At 56.7% G+C, this 23,730-nt stretch carries 21 protein-coding genes; 11 read left to right on the forward strand and 10 right to left on the reverse strand.

Annotation, left to right across the window (positions count from 1 at the left end; translation table 11 throughout):
• Positions 1–16 precede the first annotated feature (16 nt).
• The 5 genes from bktB to ACAM29_RS04765 are packed head-to-tail and all read left to right on the forward strand — an operon-like array spanning position 17 to position 6,985.
• Positions 17–1,219, forward strand: coding sequence for a beta-ketothiolase BktB (gene bktB, locus ACAM29_RS04745; protein WP_369623386.1), 1,203 nt, complete (start codon positions 17–19; stop codon positions 1,217–1,219).
• A 2-nt stretch (positions 1,220–1,221) separates the two neighbouring features.
• Positions 1,222–3,513, forward strand: a complete 2,292-nt coding sequence (locus tag ACAM29_RS04750) for a 3-hydroxyacyl-CoA dehydrogenase/enoyl-CoA hydratase family protein (RefSeq protein ID WP_369623387.1) — start codon at positions 1,222–1,224, stop codon at positions 3,511–3,513.
• A gap of 45 nt (positions 3,514–3,558) precedes the next feature.
• The gene (locus ACAM29_RS04755) at positions 3,559–5,136 is read left to right on the forward strand and encodes a fatty acyl-CoA synthetase (protein WP_369623388.1); all 1,578 of its coding nucleotides are present in this window, start codon (positions 3,559–3,561) and stop codon (positions 5,134–5,136) included.
• 37 nt (positions 5,137–5,173) lie between these two features.
• Entirely contained in the window at positions 5,174–5,932 is a 759-nt protein-coding gene (locus tag ACAM29_RS04760) for an enoyl-CoA hydratase-related protein (RefSeq protein WP_369623389.1), read from the forward strand.
• Between the two features lie 12 nt (positions 5,933–5,944).
• Positions 5,945–6,985 carry a TRAP transporter substrate-binding protein gene (locus ACAM29_RS04765; RefSeq protein WP_369623390.1) on the forward strand — a complete coding sequence of 347 codons (1,041 nt, stop codon included), beginning with the start codon at positions 5,945–5,947 and terminating at the stop codon, positions 6,983–6,985.
• A 101-nt stretch (positions 6,986–7,086) separates the two neighbouring features.
• On the opposite strand, the gene ACAM29_RS04770 is transcribed toward ACAM29_RS04765, so the two are convergent.
• Together ACAM29_RS04770 and ACAM29_RS04775 are read right to left on the reverse strand one after the other, a co-directional pair.
• Positions 7,087–7,266 (reverse strand): PLDc N-terminal domain-containing protein, encoded by a 180-nt coding sequence (locus ACAM29_RS04770; protein ID WP_091824526.1) that lies wholly within the window; start codon positions 7,264–7,266, stop codon positions 7,087–7,089.
• Positions 7,267–7,324: 58 nt separating this feature from the next.
• Positions 7,325–8,746 carry a PLP-dependent aminotransferase family protein gene (locus ACAM29_RS04775; RefSeq protein WP_369623391.1) on the reverse strand — a complete coding sequence of 474 codons (1,422 nt, stop codon included), beginning with the start codon at positions 8,744–8,746 and terminating at the stop codon, positions 7,325–7,327.
• A 155-nt stretch (positions 8,747–8,901) separates the two neighbouring features.
• On the opposite strand from ACAM29_RS04775, the gene ACAM29_RS04780 reads away from it, so the two are divergent.
• The gene (locus tag ACAM29_RS04780) at positions 8,902–9,519 is read left to right on the forward strand and encodes a LysE family translocator (protein WP_206834293.1); all 618 of its coding nucleotides are present in this window, start codon (positions 8,902–8,904) and stop codon (positions 9,517–9,519) included.
• Here the strand turns inward: ACAM29_RS04780 and ACAM29_RS04785 are convergent.
• The 3 genes from ACAM29_RS04785 to ACAM29_RS04795 all read right to left on the reverse strand — a co-directional run bounded on the left by ACAM29_RS04785 (position 9,516) and on the right by ACAM29_RS04795 (position 13,652).
• Positions 9,516–11,066: a PAS domain-containing methyl-accepting chemotaxis protein gene (locus ACAM29_RS04785; RefSeq protein ID WP_354407223.1), complete on the reverse strand. Its 1,551-nt coding sequence runs from the start codon at positions 11,064–11,066 to the stop codon at positions 9,516–9,518. The genes ACAM29_RS04780 and ACAM29_RS04785 overlap by 4 nt on opposite strands.
• Positions 11,067–11,356: 290 nt before the next feature.
• Entirely contained in the window at positions 11,357–12,223 is an 867-nt protein-coding gene (locus ACAM29_RS04790) for an ADP-ribosylglycohydrolase family protein (protein ID WP_354407226.1), read from the reverse strand.
• 121 nt (positions 12,224–12,344) lie between these two features.
• A complete protein-coding gene (locus ACAM29_RS04795; RefSeq protein WP_354407229.1) occupies positions 12,345–13,652 on the reverse strand; it encodes an NAD(P)/FAD-dependent oxidoreductase in 1,308 nt (435 codons plus the stop codon).
• Between the two features lie 230 nt (positions 13,653–13,882).
• On the opposite strand from ACAM29_RS04795, the gene ercA reads away from it, so the two are divergent.
• Both ercA and ACAM29_RS04805 read left to right on the forward strand, forming a co-directional pair.
• A complete protein-coding gene (gene ercA, locus ACAM29_RS04800) occupies positions 13,883–15,043 on the forward strand; it encodes an alcohol dehydrogenase-like regulatory protein ErcA (protein ID WP_206834285.1) in 1,161 nt (386 codons plus the stop codon).
• Positions 15,027–16,763, forward strand: a complete 1,737-nt coding sequence (locus ACAM29_RS04805; protein WP_369623392.1) for a NahK/ErcS family hybrid sensor histidine kinase/response regulator — start codon at positions 15,027–15,029, stop codon at positions 16,761–16,763. Before ercA ends, ACAM29_RS04805 begins: the two co-directional genes overlap by 17 nt.
• A 3-nt stretch (positions 16,764–16,766) precedes the next feature.
• Here ACAM29_RS04805 and ACAM29_RS04810 read toward each other — a convergent pair whose 3' ends face one another.
• The 4 genes from ACAM29_RS04810 to ACAM29_RS04825 are packed head-to-tail and all read right to left on the reverse strand — an operon-like array spanning position 16,767 to position 20,471.
• Entirely contained in the window at positions 16,767–17,570 is an 804-nt protein-coding gene (locus ACAM29_RS04810; RefSeq protein WP_242529948.1) for an ABC transporter permease, read from the reverse strand.
• Positions 17,561–18,301 carry an ABC transporter ATP-binding protein gene (locus ACAM29_RS04815; protein WP_369623393.1) on the reverse strand — a complete coding sequence of 247 codons (741 nt, stop codon included), beginning with the start codon at positions 18,299–18,301 and terminating at the stop codon, positions 17,561–17,563. The genes ACAM29_RS04810 and ACAM29_RS04815 overlap by 10 nt, the downstream gene beginning before the upstream one ends.
• A gap of 7 nt (positions 18,302–18,308) precedes the next feature.
• Positions 18,309–19,277 carry a YVTN family beta-propeller repeat protein gene (locus tag ACAM29_RS04820; RefSeq protein ID WP_369623394.1) on the reverse strand — a complete coding sequence of 323 codons (969 nt, stop codon included), beginning with the start codon at positions 19,275–19,277 and terminating at the stop codon, positions 18,309–18,311.
• A 21-nt stretch (positions 19,278–19,298) separates the two neighbouring features.
• Positions 19,299–20,471: an ABC transporter substrate-binding protein gene (locus tag ACAM29_RS04825; protein ID WP_369623395.1), complete on the reverse strand. Its 1,173-nt coding sequence runs from the start codon at positions 20,469–20,471 to the stop codon at positions 19,299–19,301.
• 166 nt (positions 20,472–20,637) lie between these two features.
• Between ACAM29_RS04825 and ACAM29_RS04830 the strand changes: the two genes are divergently transcribed.
• From ACAM29_RS04830 to ACAM29_RS04840, 3 genes are read left to right on the forward strand one after another with little or no spacing between them, the layout of a single operon-like run.
• Positions 20,638–21,066, forward strand: a complete 429-nt coding sequence (locus ACAM29_RS04830; RefSeq protein ID WP_091823884.1) for a copper-binding protein — start codon at positions 20,638–20,640, stop codon at positions 21,064–21,066.
• Positions 21,067–21,077: 11 nt separating this feature from the next.
• Complete coding sequence (locus ACAM29_RS04835; RefSeq protein WP_369623396.1) at positions 21,078–22,355, forward strand: ATP-binding protein; 1,278 nt, start codon at positions 21,078–21,080, stop codon at positions 22,353–22,355.
• Complete coding sequence (locus ACAM29_RS04840; RefSeq protein ID WP_091823890.1) at positions 22,355–23,002, forward strand: response regulator transcription factor; 648 nt, start codon at positions 22,355–22,357, stop codon at positions 23,000–23,002. The genes ACAM29_RS04835 and ACAM29_RS04840 overlap by 1 nt, the downstream gene beginning before the upstream one ends.
• Positions 23,003–23,094: 92 nt before the next feature.
• Here the strand turns inward: ACAM29_RS04840 and ACAM29_RS04845 are convergent, their stop codons facing one another.
• Positions 23,095–23,730: a pentapeptide repeat-containing protein gene (locus tag ACAM29_RS04845; RefSeq protein ID WP_369623397.1), complete on the reverse strand. Its 636-nt coding sequence runs from the start codon at positions 23,728–23,730 to the stop codon at positions 23,095–23,097.

The raw sequence follows: 23,730 nt of genomic DNA on the forward strand, positions 1-23,730 counted from the left end.
ATAAGAGGATTTTACGATGAGCGAGACTCTCATGTTGCAGGATGTAGTGATCGTCGCCGGGGCCCGCACGGCAATTGGTGGCTTTGGTGGCAGCCTTGCAGCCTATACACCGGCCGAACTGGGTACTTTTGCAGGCCGCGCAGCTATTGAACGTGCCGGAGTTGATGCCGGCGAGATCGATCACGCCGTGTTTGGACATATCATCACAACGAGCCCGCAGGATGCCTACCTGTCACGTCATATTGCGCGCAACTGTGGTTTGCCGGACAGCTCGGCTGCATTGAACGTTAACCGCCTGTGTGGCTCTTCCGTTCAGTCCCTGATTTCGGCGGCGCAAATGATCCAGTCCGGTGCCAGCCGTATTGCCCTGGCCGGTGGGGCGGAGAGCATGAGCCAGGGTGCCTATCTGTTGCCGAAAATGCGCTTTGGGCAGCGTATGGGGGATGCTCCTGCGCTGGATATGACAGTCGGCATTCTGAGTGATCCCTTCGACAGTGGCCATATGGGGATCACGGCAGAAAATATCGCGCAGCAGTATGGGTTTACCCGAGAGCAGCTGGATCAATATGCCTGTGACAGCCACCATAAGGCTGCGGCGGCCATTGATGCCGGTTACCTCACCGATCAAATCGTTTCGGTACCGGTTCGAAAGGGCCGCGAAACCCTGCCGTTTTTCATTGATGAGCATGTTCGCCCTGATGTGGACTTTGCTGGTCTGCAGCAGCTGCGTCCGGCCTTTAAAAAGGATGGTATTGTCACGGCGGGCAACGCGTCGGGCATTAATGATGGTGCAGCGGCGCTGGTTATCACGTCGAGCCGGGAAGCGGAGCAGCGTGGGCTTAAGGCCAGGGCGCGTTTTGTCAGTTATGCCTTTGCTGGAGTGGAGCCTCACTTGATGGGACTGGGGCCGATTCCGGCAGTCAAGAAGGCCCTGCAACAGGCCGGGCTCTCCATGTCTGACATTGATCTGATCGAATCCAACGAGGCATTTGCAGCGCAGGCGATGGCGGTTGCGCAAAGTCTTGAGTTCGATCCGTCACGTGTGAACGTCAATGGTGGCGCGATTGCGCATGGGCATCCGGTGGGCGCTACCGGCTCCATCATTACGCTCAAGGCACTGTATGAACTGGAGCGTCAGGGTAAACGCCGAGCGCTGATTACCATGTGCATCGGCGGTGGTCAGGGTATTGCGTTGATTATCGAGCGACTGGAGGGGTGAAAATGGGTAACCAGCACACATCAAAACCTGTCCGCAGGGTTGCCGTGATCGGTGCCGGTGTTATGGGCGCTGGCATTGCCGCTCAGGCTGCCAATGCAGGTGCTGACGTACTGTTGCTTGATATTCCGCCAAGAGATGTCGCTCCAGACGCGCCTGCCGCCGAGCGCAATGCAATTGCGGCGGGTGCCGTTGAAAGAATGCTCAAGGCCGGTGCTGCAGGCGCTTTTATGGACACTACGGTCGCAGAACGCGTGCAGGTCGGCAATACGGAGGATGATCTCTACAGGCTGAAAGACGCTGACTGGATTGTTGAGGTGGTGGTTGAGCGCCTTGATGTCAAACAGGACCTGTATCGACGGATCGAAGCGGTGCGTGCACCCGATGCGATTGTTTCGTCCAACACCTCCACGATCCCCTTGGCAACCCTGATGGAGGGGATGCCTCAGAGCCTGCGTGAGCACTTTGTGGTAACCCATTTTTTCAACCCGCCACGCTACATGCGCTTGCTGGAGCTTGTCAGCTCTGAGGATACGCGCCCGGAGGTGGCGGAACGGGTGCGATTATTCATCGATCATGGCATGGGTAAAACGGTGATTCACTGCAATGACCGTCCAGGCTTTATCGCCAACCGATTGGGTGTCTACTGGATGCAGGTTGCGTTGCAGGAAGCCATCGCGATGGGGTTGAGTGTTGAGGACGCCGATGCAGTGATGCAGGTGTGCGGATTCCCGAAAACCGGCATTTTCGGGCTTTGGGACCTGGTCGGAATCGATCTCATGCCTGAAGTGACAGCGAGTCTGGCACGCCTGCTGGAAGAGGATGATCCGTTCCAGGCATACGCCGGTGCTGTGCCTGTGATTGAACATATGCTGGCCAGGGGGTGGTACGGTCGCAAGGGCAGGGTTCTGCAGGGGTTCTATCGGCAGTTCACGGATTCTGATGGCCGCAAACAGCGTGAAGTGCTTGATCTGGTCGCACTGGAACACCGGGCACCGGAACCTGTAACGCTTCAATCCGCTGGGTTGAAGTCTGGGCAAATCAGCGAATTACTGGCCAGCGATGATCAGGGGGGCCTTTATGCCTGGCGAGTGCTGTCACGGGTGCTGGACTACGCCACGCGGCTGGTGCCGGACGTAGCCGATGCAATTGATGCGATCGACGCCGCCATGCGACTGGGCTACAACTGGCGATTCGGCCCGTTTGAGTTGTTGGATCGAATCGGTGTCAGTGCGTTTGCTGCACGTGTGCAGGATGAAGGTCGCTCCCTTTCGACGTTTGTCCGTAATGCGTCTGGACAACCTTGCTACAAAAATGCCGAACAGCTGGACTGGCAGGGTCAATACCGTCCGATCTCCCGAGATGCAGGGATCATTGACTGGCAGAGCATTGTGGCCCGCCCAGCCATTCATGCGTTCGAACGCAGTGTGTTGCGGGAGTTGGACCAGGATATCTGGTGTCTTGAGTTCAGCCATAAGGTGAATGCTCTCAGCAGCGTGCTGCTGGATGAGATCGAAACAGCTCTGGCCGAGGCCATTGCCGCTGATAAAGGGCTGGTGCTGTACAGTGCCAGTGGCATTTTTGCTGCGGGTGCTGACCTGAAGGAATTTGTCGCCATGACAATTCAGGACGGCGCCATTGATCGCTATATTCGGCGTGGGCAGCAGCTGTTCATGGCCATTCGTCAGGCGCCTGTCCCGGTTGTTGCCGCCGTGGCGGGCAAAGCGCTGGGCGGGGGGCTTGAATTGATGTTTCACTGTCATGCCGTGCAGGCGCATGCCGAGTCACAGCTGGGATTGGTGGAAAACAGCGTCGGGATTGTTCCGGGGTGGGGCGGATGTCGAGAATTGTTGGCCCGCAGTGCAGAGCGCTTCGGTGCTTCAGCGGCAATCCAGCACACATTTACATTGATCAGTGAGGCATCTGTCACCGCTTCGGCGCTGCAGGCTCGTCAATGGGGCTTTCTGCGCGACAGTGATGGCATCAGCATGAACCGGGATCGCCTGTTGTCGGATGCACTGGCGCTGTGCAGGCAGCTGCGCGATGCGCCCGAACACAGGCAGCCAACGCTGTCGGCGCTGCAGCACTGCGTACCAGCCAAACCACTTGCTGTTGAGGGCTATCAAGCGGTACTTGAACAGCACCTGCTTGACCTGTTGAACCTGGCAAGCGAGCCCGGTTGGTTTGATCGCTTTGCTGACCATGAGCGGCGCTGCAATCTGGCGTTGCTGCAGTACCCTGAGTCCGTTCAGCGCATGCAGGCCCTGTTGGAAACAGGCCGCCCGTTGCGTAACTGAGCGGGTTTAAATGCCTGGGTAAAAAAATAATAACGAGAGGTGAATATGAATTCGGAAGCTCAAACCCAAAAGCAGATTGATCGTGCCAATCGCAATACCATCGGGGATGCTCTGCACAGGGCTGCCGTGCAGCATCCTCAGCAGATAGCCCTGGAGTATGCGGACCGTTGCTGGTCCTATCGTGAGCTGAACGCGGCCGTCAATAAAGTCGCAAACCACATGTTGGCTCAGGGACTTAACAAGGGGGACCGTGTTGCGGCGTATGGCAAAAACTCTGATGCCTACCTGATTCTCTGGCTTGCATGCACCCGTGCGGGTCTGATCCATGTGCCCGTGAATTTTTCACTGACCGAACGTGAGCTGGTGTATGTCCTGACGCAATCGGGTGCACGTGCCCTGTTTGCAGACGACAGCCTCAAGGGGCACATCGATGCTGTATGCGATCAGCTGAACCTGAGCATGCAAGGCAGTTTGCACAGTAACGCCAGGGTGGAAGGTAAAACCGATGTGCTGATGGTTGCACAGAGTGCCGGAAGTGAGCATTCGCCGGAGCTTGCACTGGATGAGAATGACGTGGTCCAGATTTTGTACACCTCCGGTACAACGTCAGATCCCAAGGGCGCGATGCACACGCACCGCTCCCTGATGGCTGAATATGTAAGCTGCCTGTTGCATCTGGATATCAAGCAGGCCGACCGCTGTCTGGCGGCACTGCCGCTGTATCATTCCGCGCAGATGCATGTGTTTACCATGCCGGCCCTGTTATCGGGTGCCTACACGTGCCTGCTGGATACACCGACCCCCGAGCTGATACTGCAGCAGCTGAAACAGAAGCGGTTGAACAGCTTCTTTGCACCGCCCACCGTTTGGATCGCGTTGCTGCGTCATCCGCAGTTTGTCGAATCAGAGCTGCAGCATTTGCAGAAGCTGTATTACGGCGCATCCATCATGCCGGAGCCCATCGTGAAAGAGTTGGGTGAGCGTCTGCCCGACTCCGGGCTTTATAACTGCTATGGGCAAAGTGAAATAGCCCCCCTGGCCACGGTACTGGCGCCGGAAGAGCATGCTGAGCGGCCCGCATCCTGCGGTCGTCCCATTTTCAATGTTGAAACACGGATTGTTGACCCTGCGACCGGCGAAGAGTGTGCGCCAGGGCAGCAGGGTGAGCTGGTGCATCGGTCGCCACAGTTGATGGTGGGCTATTGGGACAAGCCCGAGCAAACCGAAGAGGCCTTTGCCGGTGGCTGGTTTCACTCGGGTGATCTCGGTTATCGCGATGAAGAGGGCTACATCTGGATTGTGGATCGCATCAAGGACATCGTGAATACCGGTGGGGTGCTGGTTGCCAGTCGAGACGTCGAGGAGGCGCTGTACACGCACCCTGATGTCGATGAAGTGGCGGTGATTGGCGTGCCGGATGAAAAATGGATTGAAGCCATTGCAGCGGTTGTCGTACTGCGCCCCGAGGCCGATCAGAATGCGGAAAGCTTGATCCGTCACGCCAGAGAAAATCTGGCGCCTTTCAAGGTACCCAAGCACGTGCATTTCGTGCAGCAGTTGCCCAAAAACACGTCCGGAAAGCTTCTGAAACGAGCACTGCGCCAACAGTTCTCGGACTTCTAGCCTGACGTAATCGCATCTGGAACCGGTCAGGTTCCAGATGCTGAATTCCAAGGAAATTGCTATGCGACCCGAACCTTGTGTCCGCAGGGATGTTCACGGCTCTGTGATGGTGATCAGAATCGTCAATCCTGCCAGAAAGAATGCACTTGATATTAATGCATATACATTACTCTCGGAGTTTTTAACCCAGGCAGAACAAAATGCCGAAATAAAATCCATTGTGATCACGGGGCATGATGAGTATTTTTGCAGCGGTCATGATGTTGAGGATTTTATTAATAATCCAATACAGGATGAAACACATCCGGTATTTAAGTTCATGCTCAGGATGAGTCAATGCAAAAAACCTGTAATCGCGGCTGTTGAAGGTTTTGCCGTCGGTATTGGTGTGACGCTGCTTTTGCATTGCGATCTGGTTTATGCAGGACGAAGCAGCTTCTTCAAAATGCCGTTTACGAGCCTTGGCCTGTGTCCTGAGTTTGCGGCAACATTCATTATTCCAAACTTTTCAACTCACTGTATTGCAACGGAGTTGCTTGTCCTTGGCCGAACCTGGAAAGCGAATCGGTTCTGTGAAAAGGGTTTCATAAACGAGGTGTGTGAGGATGGCGAAGCCTTCAATACTGCAATGAAAAGTGCAGAGGAGCTTGCTCTGTTACCAACCGAAGCCGTTATTAGAACAAAGCAACTGATAAAGAATAATTTCTCGCATAATTCAGAAAAGAGTATGCGGGAAGAGTTGGCTCAACTCATTGAGCTTTTTGGAAGTGGATCTTTTAATAAAAAACCAAAATAAAAAGGAAACACGATGCTTAAGACAATAAAAAAATATGGTATGGGCCTTTCCTTGATTGTGGGCCTTGGGTGTTCCGGCGTGGTGAGTGCGGAAACGACCATGGTCGTCGGTACCTGGTTGCCCCCGACGTCTGTGCAGAATTCGGTTGTTTGGCCGACCTGGGCGAAGTGGGTTGAAGAGGCGACCGAGGGGCGTGTGAAGGTCAAGGTTGAATACGATGTGGGGCATCCGAAGTCCTATTTCCAGCTGGTTGAAGACGGCGTCATTGATGCCGGTTTCAGCTATCACGGTTATGTGCCAGGACGCTTCAGGCTGCCCATGGTGGCAGAGCAGCCGGGTATGGGGGTGGGTGCCGAGGCGGCCTCCGTTGCGCTTTGGCGTGTACAGCAAAAATACTTTCAGTCTGCAGATGAGTTCTCGGGGCTTGAGGTGGTGGGGATGTTCACCCACGGGCCGGGCCAGCTGATGACGACCATTCCCATTGAGCGTATTGACGATATCAAGGGCAAGAAGATCCGTATCGGTGGTGGTGTACAGGCCGATATTGCCGAGCGGCTTCAGGCTGCGCCGGTATCGGCGCCCGCCACAAAGCTGTACGAAATGATGCAGCAGGGCGTGGTGGATGGCACTCTGCTGCCTGTGGGACAGCAGAAAGCACAGCGTCTGGCGGAAGTGACAAAGTATCTGACCACAATCCCCGGCGGGATGTACATGGGTACATTTTCAATCTTCATCAACCCGGACTTCCTGGCTGATCTGGACCCGAAAGACCGTGAAGCGATCATGAGCGTGTCCGGTGAAAAGCTGTCTGCGCTGGCTGGCAAGGCCTGGGAAGAAACCGACTATGAAGGTCTGGAATTCGCACGGGAGCAGGGCGTTACCATTGTCGAGCATGACCAAAATGCCCCGTTTACTCAGGACTTCCTGAAGCTGTCCGAGGGCATGGATCAGGCGTGGATCGACAGTGTTGCGGACCTCGACATAAATGCCGCTGCGGCCCTGGCAGAACTGCGTAAAATCGCTCGTGAGTACCAAGCTCAGAAGCAGCAGTAATCGATATCCGCAAGAGTTTGGCTGCGCTATTTCAGGTGCTGTACCGCATAAGGCGGTGCAGTACCTGCAATGCACAACATCTTATGGGAGTCAGAACCGTTTCAGCCCCTGGGTCCAAGCAAGAACCACAGAATCAGGCCAAGCACAGGCAGCAGCAGAATCACGACAATCCAGACCACCTTTGCCATGGTGGTGGCAGGGCTCTGGATGGTTTTCACGATTGCCATGACGTTGAGTACCAGAACGATAAGGCCGAACAGGCCGCTCACTTCAACACTCATCATTGTATCCCTCCTTGTCAGAACAGGTTCAGTATAACAGCTGATATCGACTCTGCATTTACAGCAGCGGGGGCATCAGCGGAGGTTCGTCATGAAGCAGTTGTGCAAGCCGTTCCAGTCCTTCCTGCAGCCGCTCACGGCTGGCAGGGGGCGTTACGCAGATGCGCACAGCCTGAGGAGCGGGCTGAGTGCCGACACAAAAAGGTTCTGCGGCAATCAGCGTAACACCTCTGCTATCGGCAAGTTTGACAAAATCGGCCGCACGCCAGGGTTCCGGCAGCTGGAGCCAACCATGAAAACCACAGGGGTGGGAGCTCAGGTTGTACTGCCCCAATACCTCATGCAGCAGTTTCTGGCGTGTCCGTACTTCATCCCAGTGCCAGTGCAGCAGCGGGTCGGCATGTCCCTTTGCCAGCCACTGACAGGTGACGGCTCCCATCAGCCCCGGTGATGACCAGCATTGTGCACGCAATGCTACCCGTAGCTGGGGCATCAAATTGGAAGGAGCACGCAATGCACCGAATCGCAGACCTCCTGACAGCAACTTGGATGCACTGAAGATGTAAAGCGCTCGCTCAGGTGCCAGTTCAAACAACGGCGTTCCTCTCAAGTCAGGGGTAACAAATTGCACACCGTCTTCCAGTAGCAGCATGTCATGGCGTCGTGCGACCTCGACGATGGCCTCACGTCGCTGCTGGCTCATGCTCAGGCCAGTGGGATTGTTGTACTCGGGCATCAGGTAGAGCAGGCGGATGCGCTGCTGCTGGCACAGCCGCTCCAGGGCGTCGGGCCGTATGCCCTCCCGATCCATGGGTACAGGGATGTGTTTCAGCCCAAGCTGACGTGCCGCCGCGATCATGCCTGGGTAGGTGAGGGCAGCAGAGGCCACCGCTTCACCCGGTTTTATCAATGCCTGTAAAGCCAGAAAGTCAGCATGTTGCCCGCCCTCGGTGAGGATGACCTCTTCAGGCAGCAGCATAAGCCCCTGAGCGTTGAGCCATTGGCAGAGTTGCTCACGCTGCAACGGACTGCCCTGTTCGGGCTGATAGGTAAGGGCGGATTCGATAGCTGTGGGCAGGCTGGCAATCTGTTGCAAAATGGCGGCCAGCTGTTGCTGCCGCAGCGGATTGGGAATCGGGATGCTCAGTGACAGATCAATGCTGTCATGGCCGGCGCGCGAAAGATGGTGAAAGTCAGGCGGTTGTTCGGTCGCTCCCTTCACTCGCGTGCCACTGCCCACGCGTGCTTCAACCAAGCCACGGCGCTCGGCCTCACGATAGGCACGCGTGATGGTACCGATGGTGACCTCAAGTGCATCAGCCAGCAGGCGTTGCGGTGGAAGGCGATCACCCGGCTTGAGTTGGCCGCTGGCGATATCGGCCGCCAGCTGATCGACCAGTACCTGGTAACGTGCGCCGGTCCGGCCTGTCAGGTCGGGCAGCCAGTGGCAGCGGGCGCGGGCGCGCTCATGCAGGTCCATGCGGGCTCCATTTGTTAGGGGTACAATTGATTGTATAGGTGACAAAGTAAACATTGCTCGCATAAATGCAAGGGTCTAACGTGCATTGTATGGATTCAATGAGAATAATTGAATCAAACTCATGTAATTGTACCCATACAATCGAGGCGTTAGTGATGACACAGGAAGCCGTGGAACTGACCGGGCTGCTGGGGCCTGCCATGCTGTTTGCGTTCAGCATGTCAGTGACACCAGGACCCAACAACATGATGCTGACGGCATCGGGTGCGAACTTTGGGTTTCGCCGCACGGTGCCGCACATAATGGGTATCACACTGGGGTGTATGGGGCTGATGGCAGCAGTGGCCATGGGGCTGGGAGCAATGTTTGAGCGTTGGCCGTCGATGCAGCTGGCGCTAAAGGTAGTAGGCAGCGTTTATCTGCTCTGGCTGGCCTGGCGTATCGCGACGGCTCCCGCACCTGAGGTGGACTGCGCTGCGGAGCGCAGGCCGCTGCGACTGTGGCAGGCAGCAGCCTTTCAGTTCGCCAATCCGAAAGCATGGATTATGTCGATCTCGGGGGTGGCTTCATTCACGCTGGCAGGGGATGCCTTCGTGGCGTCAGCTCTGGTACTGATTGCGGTTATGGCGCTGGTGAATATCCCGGCCATTTCCCTCTGGGCCGGGTTTGGTGTTGCACTTGGGCGGCTGTTGAGCACGCCTCGCCATTGGCAGCGGTTCAACGCAGTGATGGGGCTGTTGACCGCTGCCTGTGTGGTGATGATTCTGGTTTAGCGTTTGAAACCGCTGACCAGCTCATGCATGTCAGCGGATACCGACTGCAGTTCACGAGTGGTGCCCGCGGCCTCTTCGGCCTTGAACAGACTTTCGCTTGAAAGTGCCGAAATGCTGGCAACCTGAGCGTTGACCCCTTCAGAGACCTGGGCCTGCTCTTCAACGGCAGCGGCCATCTGCATCGACATGTTGGCGATGGTGCTCATCATTCCGGAGATCTCGTTCAGCATCTGCTCGGCTTCCTGCACCTGCGCAAGGCCGGCATCGGCTTCGTCCTGCCCTTCATGCGCAGCCTTGATGGCATGATCGGCACGAGAGCCCAGTCCATCAACAATCTGATGAATATCGCGGGTAGACGCCTGCGTTCGCATGGCCAACTGGCGGACCTCATCGGCGACCACGGCAAAGCCACGACCGTGCTCGCCGGCGCGAGCCGCTTCGATGGCGGCATTGAGTGCCAGCAGGTTGGTCTGGTCTGCGATCTCTTCAATGATGCGGGCGGCATCGGCAATCTTGCCGGTCTGTTCAACCAGATCCTGGACCGAGGAAGCGATATGGTTAACCGTCTGGCTCAGGTGGGCGATCGACTGACTCGTGGTGCTGGCCAGCTCACGCCCTTTCACTGCTGTGGTATTGGAACGCTCAGCCTGTGATGCGGTTTCCTGCACATGGCCGGAGACCTCGGCAATGGTGGAGGCCATCTGGTGCATGGCGGCGGCCACCTTTTCGGTCTCTTCCTGCTGGCGGCGCATGGCAGCACAGGATTCCTGCGACATCTCCAGCCCACTGCGGGCCTTGTCGGCTACGCTGAGGGCTGCGTCATCAATGCGGGTGAGTACGGTGTCCAGGTGCGACTGTTCGCTCTTGATAGCCACTTCAAGATCACCGAGGCTGCCAATGCTGTCGGTGTAGGTTGCTGTCGCGACCGGGTGCTTGAAGGCAGATGGCATCATGTTGAGCAATCGATTCAGGCGACGCTGGCGCTGTATCTGTTGATTGGCCAATAGAGCTGCGGCGACCACAGCAAAAAGCGCTCCACCCAGCAGAGGGGAAACCTGATTGCCCAGTACGCCGGCTAAAACCAGCGCCACAACAAAAATGACCCAGTCCCAGGGAATGCTGAATTTGCTGATCGACTTGCCGCGATTGATCAGGCCGTAGATCTTTTCAGCACGAGCAACATCCGCTCGCTCCGGGCAGACGCGTACCGACTCGAAGCCGATAACCTTTCCATGCTCGGTAATGGGCGTGACGTAGGCGTTCACCCAGTAATGATCGCCGTTCTTGCAGCGGTTCTTGACCAATCCCATCCAGGGCTTGCCTGCTCTGATGGTGTCCCAGAGGACCTTGAAGGCGGCTTCGGGCATATCGGGGTGGCGCACCATATTGTGTGGCTGGCCGATCAACTCTTCACGTGAGTAGCCGCTGATATTCACGAACACATCGTTGCAGTGGGTAATGTTGCCATCGAGGTCGGTCGTGGAAATCAATTTTTCATCGCTGCCGAAACGCCGTTCTTTTTGCGTGACAGGAAGATTGTTTCTCATGGCGGTGCAGCTCCCGGTGTTTTACAGGGTCGACCAATCACTCCGGATGGTATCTGTACCTGCCTGCCCTAGTTGCCCGTTGCAACTTTGGCGAATAGCTGGTCTGCCTCAGATCAATAGGTCGCTTACTTAAAAGTAGTCAACCTGTGACAAAAATCATGGGAATGGTTTGGTGCGGATAAAACAAAGGCGTGGATCATAAACACCTGGGGGTAGGGTTTCAACTGATCAACTGTAATACTGTTGTAATTTGTTGACATTATTCTGAAATTTTCGAATTTTCAGAATAATCAGATGGCCGTCTCTGGCCAGCAGCGGGGTAACCAGTGTTGCGGCAGTTCAGGTGATTCTGCCTGTGCTGTCATGATGGCGGCTGTAATCATCGCGCGGGCACTGGAGTCACCTCCGGCCAGGGCATTTTGCTGCAACATCTCAGGCACAGAACGGTAACGGCACAGCAGGTGAGCAACACCGGGCAACCCGTGCTGCAAATCACAGGCGATGCCAAACCGGCGCAGCGCCTGACGTGTGTCGTCGGCCGCTGAATCACGTCCCATTGCCACCAGCTGTTGCAGCGCAGGGGGCAGGCTGTGAAGCTCTCGCTCCAGTGCTTCCTCAGCGGGAATGCCGCCCAGGCAGTCCAGCAGAACACGTGCCAGATACTCGGTTGTCGCCAGTGTTGAGGGTGAGTTGTGTGTTATGGCAGCCAGGGCCTGGGCCTGCTCCAGAAAGGCGTGCTTGTTACTGACAAAGGGCAGTAGGCACACGACCCGGCCAGTGACCGACAGCTCTGTGGATTCAGAGCCGGCGGGCTCAATTCCCTGACTGATATTCTGCAGCGTCATGGCACTGGCCTTGTCGATATAGCCGGTGTAATGCCGCATGAAGCGAGCCCAGCTATTGCGGTAGGCCACAGCGTTGAACTGGTTGTGTTGCTGCAGAAACTGATAAAGGTGCCAGGCCTGATCACCATAATGGGTCAGATCTCCTGCCTGCTTGTTGCCGTGCCAGTGGCTCAAGGGTGCGTGTAGCTGATCCGGATCGACCGGCTCACGGTCCAGCAGGTCGTGGTCGTATATCCAATGCAGTGCCAACGAGTAGGCATCTGCAATGAAAACAGCCATCACCAACGGGCGGGTCAAGGAGGGTGTCAGCATGAGCGTTGTGATCCGAATCCGTTAACAACCGTTGTTAAGCGTAGCAGAAATTTCGGTTTGCCCGAGATAAAAAAAGCCGACCAATGGTCGGCAAGGCTCAGTGCTGATGGCTCCCTCTCGCTCAGTGCAGCTTGAGTCTGGGACGGATCACCCGGTTGATGCGATCAACCAGCGTGATCAGAAACGTTTTGATGTAACCGTGTATTGCCAGCTGGTGCAGCCGGTAGAGCGAGACATAGACCAGCCGCGCAAGGCGTCCTTCAACCATAAGGCTGCCCTTGGACAGGTTGCCCATCAGGCTGCCGACGGTGCTGAATCGGCTGAGCGATACCAGCGAGCCATAGTCCTTGTACTCATAGGCCGGCAGGGCCTCTTCACGCAGAATTTTGCGGAAGTGGCGATACAGAAAGCTGGCCATCTGGTGCGCTGCCTGGGCACGGGGCGGCACATTGCCGTTGCCGTCCGTACGTGCACAGGCAGCGCAGTCACCGAGGGCAAAAATGCGCTTGTCCTCAGTGGTACGAAGATCCGGCTGCACCACCAGCTGATTGAGGCGATTGCACTCCAGCCCATCCAGCGACTGCATGAAGTCCGGTGCGCGGATACCGGCGGCCCAGACTTTCAGCTCCGCCTCGATCACTTCACCGGTATCGGTGACCAGCCCCTTCTCGTTTACAGAAGCAACCTTGGTGTTTTCGCGGACACTGACTCCCAGTTTTTCCAGTTCATGACGGGCTGCCGAAGAGATTCGGGGCGGCAAGGCCGGGAGTATGCTCGGGCCTGCTTCAACCAGAATCACTTCCAGCCGCTGCCGGTCCAGTTTTGACAGACCATAGGCGCTGAGTTCGCGTGCGGTATTGAACAGTTCGGCCGACAGCTCAACACCGGTGGCACCGGCGCCGACAATCGCGATGCGCAGGCGTGCATCCGGCGTGTTGCTGGTCTTGAGCCATGACTCAAGCAGTGTATGGCGAAACTGCTCGGCCTGTTCACGGCTGTCGAGAAAGGTACAGTGGTCGGCCACGCCCTCGACGCCAAAATCGTTGGTTACGCTGCCTACGGCCATCACCAGATAGTCGTAATACAGCTCGCGGCCGGGCAGAATCATCTGGCCGTCCTGCCCGCACACAGGGGCAAGGTGAATGCAACGCTGCTCTCGATCCAGTGACTGCATCTGGCCAATCTGAAATTTGAAACCGGCGCTGCGGCCCTGAGCGTTGTAGCTCAGCTCATCAAGGCCGGCATCCAGCGACCCAGTTGCCACTTCATGCAGCAGTGGCTTCCAGATATGCGTTGGCTCACGGTCCACGAGCGTGACCTTGAGGCCCTTGCGGCTGTACTTGCGGGCCAGACGGGTGGCGAGCTCAAGCCCACCGGCGCCGCCGCCGACAATCACGACATGTTGATAAAGGGGAGATGACTGTTCCATGGCAACAATTATCCTGCAATTGTGGCAGCATTGATCTGCTGCCTTGGCGAGAATTATTGGCCACTATGGTACTTAATGCGAAAGTTGTAGGGACATGACAGTTTGTGCAATTTTGTGGTTTTTTTGTAGCCGTTTGTACACTACCTGTACCCGCTCAGGTGGGTATAATGGCGCGATTACATAATAATTATCAGACACCGGTTTGACCGGTGCGGCAACAGGTCACGCCCATGAGTGAAATTTCCCGCCTTCGCAAGTTTGTTTCACCCGAGATTATTTTTGGCAGTGGTGCTCGCAAGACCGTTGCCAACTACGCGGTTACCTTTGGCGCACGCAAGGTACTGCTGGTGTCTGACCCCGGCGTTGAACAGGCGGGCTGGGTGGCTGAAATCGAGTCTCTGTTGCTTGAACAGGGTATCGGCTGTGTTCGTTTCACCGAGGTATCCCCCAACCCACGGGTTGAGCAGGTGATGCGCGGTGCCGAAATCTATGCCGAGCAGGGCTGTAACGTGATTGTCGCCGTTGGCGGCGGCAGCCCGATGGACTGCGCCAAAGGGATCGGCATTGTCAGTGCCCATGGCCGCAGCATTCTTGAGTTTGAGGGGATCGACCGCATTCAGAGCCCGATTCCGCCGCTGATCTTCATCCCCACCACCGCCGGTACTTCAGCGGATGTGTCACAGTTCGCGATCATTTCCAATCAACAGGAACGCTTCAAGTTCTCCATCGTCAGCAAATCCGTGGTGCCGGATGTGGCGCTGATTGACCCTGATACCACCCGCACCATGGATGCCTTCCTGACCGCCTGCACCGGCGTGGATGCACTGGTACATGCCATTGAAGCGTTTGTATCCACCGGCAGCGGTGCGCTGACTGATATGCATGCACTGGATGCCATCCGGCTGATCAACGGTCATCTGGCGCTATTGGTAGAACAGCCTGATGACAGCCACCTGCGTGAACAGGTAATGCTGGGATCAATGAAGGCAGGTCTGGCGTTTTCCAATGCGATACTGGGCGCCGTGCACGCGATGTCACACAGCCTAGGCGGCTATCTGGACCTGCCTCATGGCCTCTGCAACGCCATGTTGCTGGAGCACGTAATCGACTTTAACTACGATGCCGCCACGGACCGCTTCCGTATTGTCGCAGAAACCATGGGGATCGATACGCGTGGTTTGAGCCAGTCTCAGGTCAAGCGTCGCTTGATGCAGCACGTGATCTCACTCAAGCGTGAAGTTGGCCTGTATCAAAAGCTGGCCGAGCAGGGAGTGCATCTGACCGATATTCCCTGGTTAAGCGAGAACGCACTAAAAGACCCCTGTATTCTGACAAACCCGCGCAAGTCCAACCGGCGTGATGTTGAGGCCGTGTATGAAGAAGCCCTCTGACGAGAGTGGTCTTACGTTTGAAGACCTGATTGGTCTTGGTGGCCATTCAGCGCGCAAGAGTTACTACCCCGAACTACTGAATAAGGTCGAAGAGCTGGAAGCGGAGCGCAACCGCTACAAGTGGCTGTTCGAGAATGCCCTGCATGGCATCTTTCAGGCCGAACTTGATGGCAGTCTGACCCGTTCCAACCGTGCGCTGGCGCGTATCTGTGGCTACTCGGACCCGGTGCAGATGGAACATAAGGTCAATCTGGCAGATGATCTGCTGTTCGACCCGCAAGAGCTTGACTGCATCTGCCAACAGCTGACGCAGACCGGCCAGTTGTTTCTGTATGAAACCCGCCTGCGTCGAACTGATGGCAGCCCAGTAGAGGTTTCGATGAATATCCTGCTGCGACAGGAGTCGGATGGCGCCATTATTGAAGCTTTTGTGGCCGACATTACCGAACGCAAGCGCGTGCAGCAGCGGATGAGAAGCCTCAACGAGGAGTTGGAACAACGCGTCGGTGAACGCACCCGTGAGCTGGTCAGTCTCAATGACCGGCTCTGGCATGAGGTCAGTATTCGCCAGCAGGCCGAGCACGAAATGCAGCTGGCCAAAGAGGCTGCAGAGGCGGCCAACCTCAGCAAGGATAAGTACCTGGCCGCTGCCAGCCACGACCTGCTGCAGCCGCTGAATGCCGCACGTTTACTGGTAGCGGCCTTGCAGGAGCGCAGCCTGCCGACGAGCGAATCGGAGCTGGTCGACCGGGTGCATCTGGCGCTTGATGGTGCCGAACATCTGCTGACCGATCTGCTGGACATCTCACGACTGGATCAGAATGCGGTACAGCCGGAGTTGCAGAGCTTTCCCGTCGAGCGACTGTTGCAGGGGCTGCAGGCCGAGTTTGAGCCCGTTGCGCAACAAGCCGGGTTAAGCTTCCGCGCACGCCCTTCACGCCACTGGATCAGCAGCGACCTGAGACTGCTGACCCGTATACTGCGCAACCTGCTCAGCAATGCCTTTCGTTACACTGATGAAGGTGGCGTGCTGCTGGGGTTCAGGCGACGGGGGGATCGACTGCTGATTCAGGTATGGGATACCGGTGGCGGGATACCGCAGGACCAGCAACAGGCGATCTTCGATGAATTCTGCCGTTTGAGTCAGCATCGCAGCCGCAAGGCCGGCGTCGGCCTGGGGCTGGCGATTGTGGATCGTATCGCGCGGATGCTGGCGCACCCTGTCAATCTCAACTCAAGACTGGGGGCAGGCTCGTGTTTCGAGCTGTCGGTGCCGCTGGTTTGTGGCAGTAGCGGAATGCTGGGCGTGACTGCCAGTGGGCCTGCAGCGATCCCCTCGGATGTGCTCAATGGTCGCCAGATTCTGGTACTGGATAATGACCATTCCATTCTCGCCAGCATGGAGGCGCTGTTGGGTGGATGGGGCTGTGATGTTGTACTGGCGCCCGACCTTGAAGCTGCAATGGAACGGTTGCAGACCTGCCATGTGGAGCTGATTCTGGCGGATTATCACCTTGAAGAGGGGGCTACCGGGCTCGAGCTGCTGTCACTGATGCAGGCGCAGGGGATGCCCTGTGTGCCGGTTGTCATGTTGACGGCCGACCGCAGTGACCCGACCCGCAAGGCGTTTCGTGATGCCGGTGTGCGGGTGCTGAACAAACCGATCAAACCGGGCAAACTGCGGGCACTGATGAGTCACCTGCTAGACACCGACAGTTAAGGATCAGCCCTTACCCTTGGTGTTCGAGGCCATGCGTTCAGGATTGAAGCCCAGCAGTGCCAGAAGCGTGAATACGGCAGTCGTTGCCAGTGTTATCAGCAGGGCTGTCTGATTCAGTTCCAGATAGAGTGCAAACCGAACCAGCTCGACGGCGTGGGTAAAGGGATTGAAGCTGCAGACCCAGTACAGCCACTCACTGGACTCCCGCATCTTCCACAGCGGATACAGTGCCGATGACATGAAGAACATTGGGAAAATCACGAAATTCATCACCCCGGCAAAGTTTTCCAGCTGACGAATTCGCGAGGACAGAAACAGGCCGATGGCCCCCAGCAGAAAGGCGGTCAGCAGCAGCGCCGGCAGCACGGCGACCAGCCCCCAAAGCGGTGGCTCCACCCCCACCAGCCAGCCAAGTGCGATGAAGGCATAAACCTGTGCCAGCGACAGCAGGGCAATGGACACCAGTTTACAAAACAGGAGCCAGGCGCGTGGCAATGGGCTCATCAGCAGCACCTTCATGCTGCCCATCTCACGGTCATAGACCATCGACAGTGACCCCTGCATGCCGTTGAACAGCAGAATCATGCAACACAGCCCTGGCAGGATGTAAGTTTCGTAGGTGATATAGGTCTGGTAGGGGGGGATGATCGATACCCCGAGCGCTGCCCTGAAACCGGCAGCAAAGACCACCAGCCACAGCAGAGGGCGGATCAAGGCACTGAGAAAACGGGTACGTTGATGAACAAAGCGCAAAAATTCCCGCTTCAGCACGCCCTTAAAACAGATCAGGTAGGCTTTCAATGGCATGCCGTTGGCTCCTCAAGCCCGGTAATCCGCTCGAACGCCTTTGCCAGTGAGGGGCAATGATGTTCGGAGCAGATCGCAGAGGCAATGTTGTCGGCGAGTATCTGTCCCTTATGCAGAATCAGTACCGGATCGTCCTGCTCGATCTCTTCAATCAGATGAGTGGCCCAGAGTACGGTCAGGTTCTTGCCTGCGCACAGCTCGCGCACGTGGCGGTTGATCGCCTGCCGAGAAGCGGTGTCGAGACCGACTGACGCTTCATCCAGCAGCAGTACCGAGGGCTCATGCAACAGGGCACGGGCGATTTCAACCCGGCGCCGATGACCGCCATTGAGGCTGCGAATACTGTCATGCAGGCGATCACTCAGCTGCAGTCGCTCCAGCAGTGGGGCTGCAGCGGTACGCACCTGGCGTGTCGACAGTCCGTGCAGGGCACCATGGTACTCCAGGTTCTGCAATACACTCAGGTCCTGATCCAGCGTACTGTGCTGAAACACAACCCCGATTCGCTGCATGAGAGCCCGAGGCTGTTGCCTCAGCGCCAGCCCATCGATGCGAATTTCACCCTGCTGCAGGGAAAACAATCGAGTCAGCAGGGCATAGAGCGTACTCTTGCCTGCGCCGTTGGGGCCAAGCAGGGCGTTGAAGCGCCCCGGTTCAAGCCTGAAGCTGATATTGTCCAGTGCCAGGCGGTGGCCGTAGCGAAAGCTGATATCCTGTGCCTCGATACTCATCGGCTCATCACTCCAGTGTGACCACACCCCAGGGGTAGCGTCCCACTTTGATTGACTTGATCACTTTCATCTTATCGATATCAATCACCGAGACATCACCACTGACACCATTGGTGGTCAGCAGGTATTTCTGATCCGGTGTGAACTCCATGTGCCAGACCCGGCGCCCGACCAGCAGATAGTCCAGCACCTCGTAGTTGGACGTATCCACGACCGCAACATGGTTGGCAGGGCCCAGAGCGACAAAGGCAAAACGGCCATCCGCTGACAGCTTGACGCCGACAGGCTGAATCTTGTCGGGATGGATACCCCGAATCTGGAAGTTCAGCTTCTTGATGATTTCACGGCTTGCCACATCAATGATCGAAACGGTTCCACCGATCTCGGCGGACGCCCACAGCATGCTGCCATCGCGGGTAAATTCAACATGGCGAGGGCGCTGATCCACCAGCGTATTGTCGACCAGTTCATGGGTTTCGGTATCAATCCAGTGCAACATGCTGGTGGTTTCACTAGTATTGACAGCCCAACGCCCATCAGGACTGACGGCCATGCCTTCGGGCTCGACCCCAACCTCAATCTGTGCCAGCACCTCATGCGACTCGGTGTTAACCACGGTTACCAGTGCATCGTCTTCATTGGCGATATACAGGCGACGATCATCCGGGTGCAAGGAGAACTGCTCCGGGTCTTCGCCCGATGGCAAGTTGGCGATAATTTTGCGACTGGCCAGATCCATCACCTGCACGGTATCGGAGTCGCTGGCGCAGATGTAAAGACGGGACTTGTCCTTTGACAGAATAATACCTCGTGGACGTTGCCCCACCGATACCGTGTCGGTCACTTCCAGGGTTTTCAGGTCAATGAATGACAATGTGTCATCCTTTTCATTGGAAACAATCGCTGTTGCCGCGTGTGCCAACGGGGTGGCCAGCATGGCTGAAACCAGTGCTGCCTTGATGAACGGAATACGCATGGCCGTTAAACTCCTTCGTTATTATTGAACCTGACACTTACTTTCGCTGGCGTCATAGCCAAGTGTGTCCAGGTCTGTGACCGGGTGCAGAAACCCTTCCTGCGGTGATTGTGAAACCAGCGCGCGTGGGTGGACCAGCGGAATGGGCTGCCGCAGCTGGCCGCTCCAGGGGCGGTAGGACAACTTGCGCCCCTTGAATGCACCGAGCTGAAATTCGGGTGACAGAATAAAGGCCTTTAGTGTGGCGGGATCGGTACTGCTGGTCTGGGTAACCGCTTCGGCAAAGGTGCGTACGCCGGCCCAGCTGGCATAGTCATGGCTGTTCATCCAGCGACCGGCCTGTTTTTCAAAGCGGCTGTGCAACTGGGCGGCACCCCAGGCCTCAACCACTTTGTGCCAAGCGACCGGGCTCATGCCCTGAGTGCCTGCCACCGGCCTTGGGTACCAGGTGTTGTAGGGGACATATTCACCGAAATCCCCGCGTTCATCGGCCACCAGAACAACGTCATATTCACGGGTCTGAGTGAAAGGCGGAAGTTCCTTCTGGGCGGTCCGGCGCAGATCAGTGTCGTAGTCCCAGCTCTTGCGCTCAATGACTTTTGCACCGAAGCGATCGGCGCTGCGCTGCAATGAGTCGGCATAGGCCTTGTCTTCAGGCTGGTTGCCTTCCAGCAGCAGCCATCGGCTCCAGCGCCTTGATGCCAGCCACTGTCCCAGTGCGTCGGTCAGCATGGCGCGTGATGGAAGGGTGTGCAGCATGCCGGGTATGCAGGCGTTGCTGCGCAGCTCATTGTCTGAGCTGCCGGCATTGATCAGGACGGCATCATCGGGCAACTGTGTTGCAATCTGGCGCAACTGATCCGCATTAAGGTTGAGTACAAACAGCCTCAGGCCCTGATCGTACAGCGTCTGGGCATGGGTTATCAGGCTGGCTGAGTCCGGACTGCTGAGAGTATGCAGACTGTACTTATGTTTCAGGAAGCGGCCAGTTGAATTGCTGTCGCTGATGCCCAGTTCGGCTCCACGCAGGCCGGCATCAGCAGGCTCTGGCAGAATATTCGACAGCACCGGGCCATGGTCGGCCTCAAAGCCCAGGTAGGCGATCTGAATCTTCAATGCGCTCGCACCGGCTGTCTGGCTGAAGGGCAGCAGGGCCATGCAGGCGGTTAACGTCAGACGGTTCAGTGATTTCATGATGTGCGCTCAGGTCTTTATCATTGTTATGGACCCAGCTTAGGGGGCAGGCGAGACAGGTGAAATATTCAGAAAGTACGAAACATTCAGTACCGAAGTAGTATGTTGTGCCTGAGCGTGGGGCCTAACATGGTGTGAACCATTACGCCAAACACAGGAAACACCCATGTCCAGACTGAAAACCTGCCTCGTTGGCTCGCTGCTGTCGTTGTCCGCTATGACAACCCATGCCGCCGGTGATCTCACAACTCGCCCTGAAGCCTTGCCTGATCTGGTACTGGGGAGTGAGGTGACCGACTATGCCATGTCCCAGACACGCTATGAGCTGGAAACGGGCCAGGCCTATCGCCTGAAAGTGGTGTCCAGCGGACTCAAGGAATACGCCATGCAGGCACCTGAATTTTTCACTTCGATCTTTTTGCGTAAGGTGGAAGCGGGTGATATCGAGATTAAGGCCACAACACTGACTGAGCTTGAGTTCGAACAGGCAGGCGAAGCCGAGATCTACTTCGTACCGATCAAGCCTGGTGATTACCGCTTCTTCATGAAAGGGCTTGAAGGCAAGGGCATGGAAGGAGTTTTCAGCGTTCGCTGAAGTTGAATGCCATGCGAGCCGTCGTCAGACTGAACCTGCTGGTGGCAGCGGCCTTTTTACTGGCCCTGCTGCTGAGTCTCTATGCCCTGATGCATCAGGCACGCTCTGATATTCGCCGCGAGCTTTCGTCCGGCATGCGGATGGCAGAGCAACTGTTGATGCAGGCAGTTCGCTATCCGGAGCAGCTGGACTCTTTGCTGCAGGTGGAACTGAGGCACCTGAATTTGCAGGTACTGCCTGCCGGTGTGTCACCGACCCCCGAAAGCTGGGGGGGAGGTGACACACCGGACTGGTTTGCAGCACTGGTCTGGCCTGCGCATCAACCACTGTTTGAGCGACGCATTCCACTCAATGAGCAGGAGGTGCTGGTTCTGATCGCAGACCCTGCCGATGAGTTGGAAGAGGTCTGGGAATCGGCGTTGCAGATTTTCTGGTTGTTTTCCGGTGCGGCGCTGCTGTCGTCTGCCGCGATCAGCTGGGGCGTGAGCCGTGGCATGCGCCCGGTTGCTCAGATACTGCAGGCTCTGGATCGTATTCAGCATGGGCAATTCAATGCCCGCCTTGGCAACTACTCTGTGCCGGAGGTGCGACGTCTTGCCGATCATTTCAACCGTATGGCCGAGGTGCTGGAGCGTGAGCAATCGGATAACCGACGTCTGACCCGTGAGTTGATGGCGCTGCAGGAAAAGGAACGCAGCTACCTCGCTCGTGAGCTGCATGACGATCTGGGCCAATACCTGACTGGCATCCATGCCCAGGCCTACCTGCTGAGTAAAGCGTCGGACCGGGCTGATATCGTAGCGAAAACGGCACCCTTGATCGTGCGCGATTGCGAGCAGATTCAGCAGGGTTTTCGGCGCCTGATTCGCAGCCTGCATCCGGTGATACTGGAGCCGTTGGGGCTGGAGGAGTCTCTGCGCAGCCTGGCGGAGCAGTGGCAGCGTAGCAGTGGAGTTGAGTGCCAGTTGCTGCTCAGAACCCTGCCGGAGTTGCCGGATGAGGAGTCAGCGACTCATCTTTACCGGTTACTGCAGGAAGCGTTGAATAACGTGGCAAGGCATGCTCAGGCAACACGAGTCTGTATCAGTTTGATCCGTTGTGGTGATCATCTGAGCTTACGTGTGCAGGACAATGGTCAGGGGCTGCCTGCCGAGCTGCGCCCTGGTGTGGGTCTGCGTTCAATGCAAGAGCGAGCTCGTTACATGAATGCCAGTCTGGAATTAACCTCGGCGGTGGGGCAGGGCCTGCTGCTCAAACTTGATCTTCCGTTGCCTGGGGGCGCACAGTGATGAAAATTCTGCTGACTGATGATCATGCGGTTGTACGTCAGGGCTATGCCAGTTTGCTGGAAGCCATGCTGGAACGGTGCGAGATCATCGAGGCTGGCTGTGGCCACGATGGTTTTGCGCTTTGGCTGCAACAGCGGCCCGACCTGGTGATATTGGATATCAACCTGCCCGATATCAGTGGGATCGAAACGGCCAAACGTATTCTGGAGCGGGATGCATCGGCAAAAGTACTGTTCTTCAGCATGTATGATGAGCTACCGATGGTTAAGCAGGCCCTGGATGCTGGCGCGCTGGGGTATATCACCAAGAGCAGTTCGCCCGAAATTCTGCTGGACGCTGTTAAGCGTGTGGTGCAAGGGCAGCCCTATGTGGAGCATGAGCTGGCAACGCGACTGGCGATGCAGGGCAAGGGCGGCGGCGATCCTCGGCTGGCCAACATGACACAACGAGAGTTTGAGATTTTTGTCATGCTGGCGCGAGGCCTTACCCCGAAACACATTGCGGACCAGCTCTGTATCAGTGCCAAAACGGTGTCCAATCACAGTGCGCTTTTGAAGAGCAAACTGGAGGTCGGATCGACTGCGGAGCTGGTGCATCTGGCTATCCGCTGTGGCTTGATCAAGCCGGGCTGCTCTGAGCTACCTTGAGCTTTACACTTGCCCTGGCAGGCTGCTCTCTGAAGTGATAATGGCCGCTGCACCTGATGAAGGTTGCAGCGGCCTTTCAGTTATGTGGCTGGTTACTCAATGGGGTGTTTAGGCGTCATCCAGTCGTGGGGGCAGCCGGTGCAGCCTTCCATCCAGGTGTTCTGAAAGGTTGCAAAGCGGAGTTTTGCTCCACGCAGGTCAGCGTTTTCAAGGTTGGCGTTATTGAGCTTGGCTTCCTGCAGGTCAGAATCACGCAGATTGCTGCCTGTAAAACGGGTTTTGGTCATCCATGCCATTTCAAGATTGGCGGCATAGAGGGTAGCCTGTTCGAATCGGGCATTGCTAAGACGGGCAAATGACAGATCCGCCCCATCCAGCCGTGCCTGTTTGAATTGAGCCCCCTGTGCAAACAGGGCCCAGCCACTAATGGCCACCATATTGGCTTCATTCAGTTTGGCACCGCGCAGGTTGGCCTTCTCCAGATTGGCCCGTGTGAGCAGCGCGTGGCTAAGATCGGCGCCTTCAAGATTCGCACCACGCAGATCTGCATGGCGCAAATCGGCATAACGCAGATTGGCTTTGCTCAGGTTGATACCATCAAGCTGCATGCCGGCAAGGTTGTGTCCCTGCAGGTTGGCGCCCGGGCATTCGGCTTTTTGCGCGGGTTCACACGCGAGGGCTGTCAGTGGCAATGACAGGGCCAACGTGGGAATAATCAATTTAAGCAT

The organism is Marinobacterium sp. BA1, assembly GCF_041155135.1.
Taxonomy (GTDB): Bacteria; Pseudomonadota; Gammaproteobacteria; order Pseudomonadales; family Balneatricaceae; genus Marinobacterium; species Marinobacterium iners.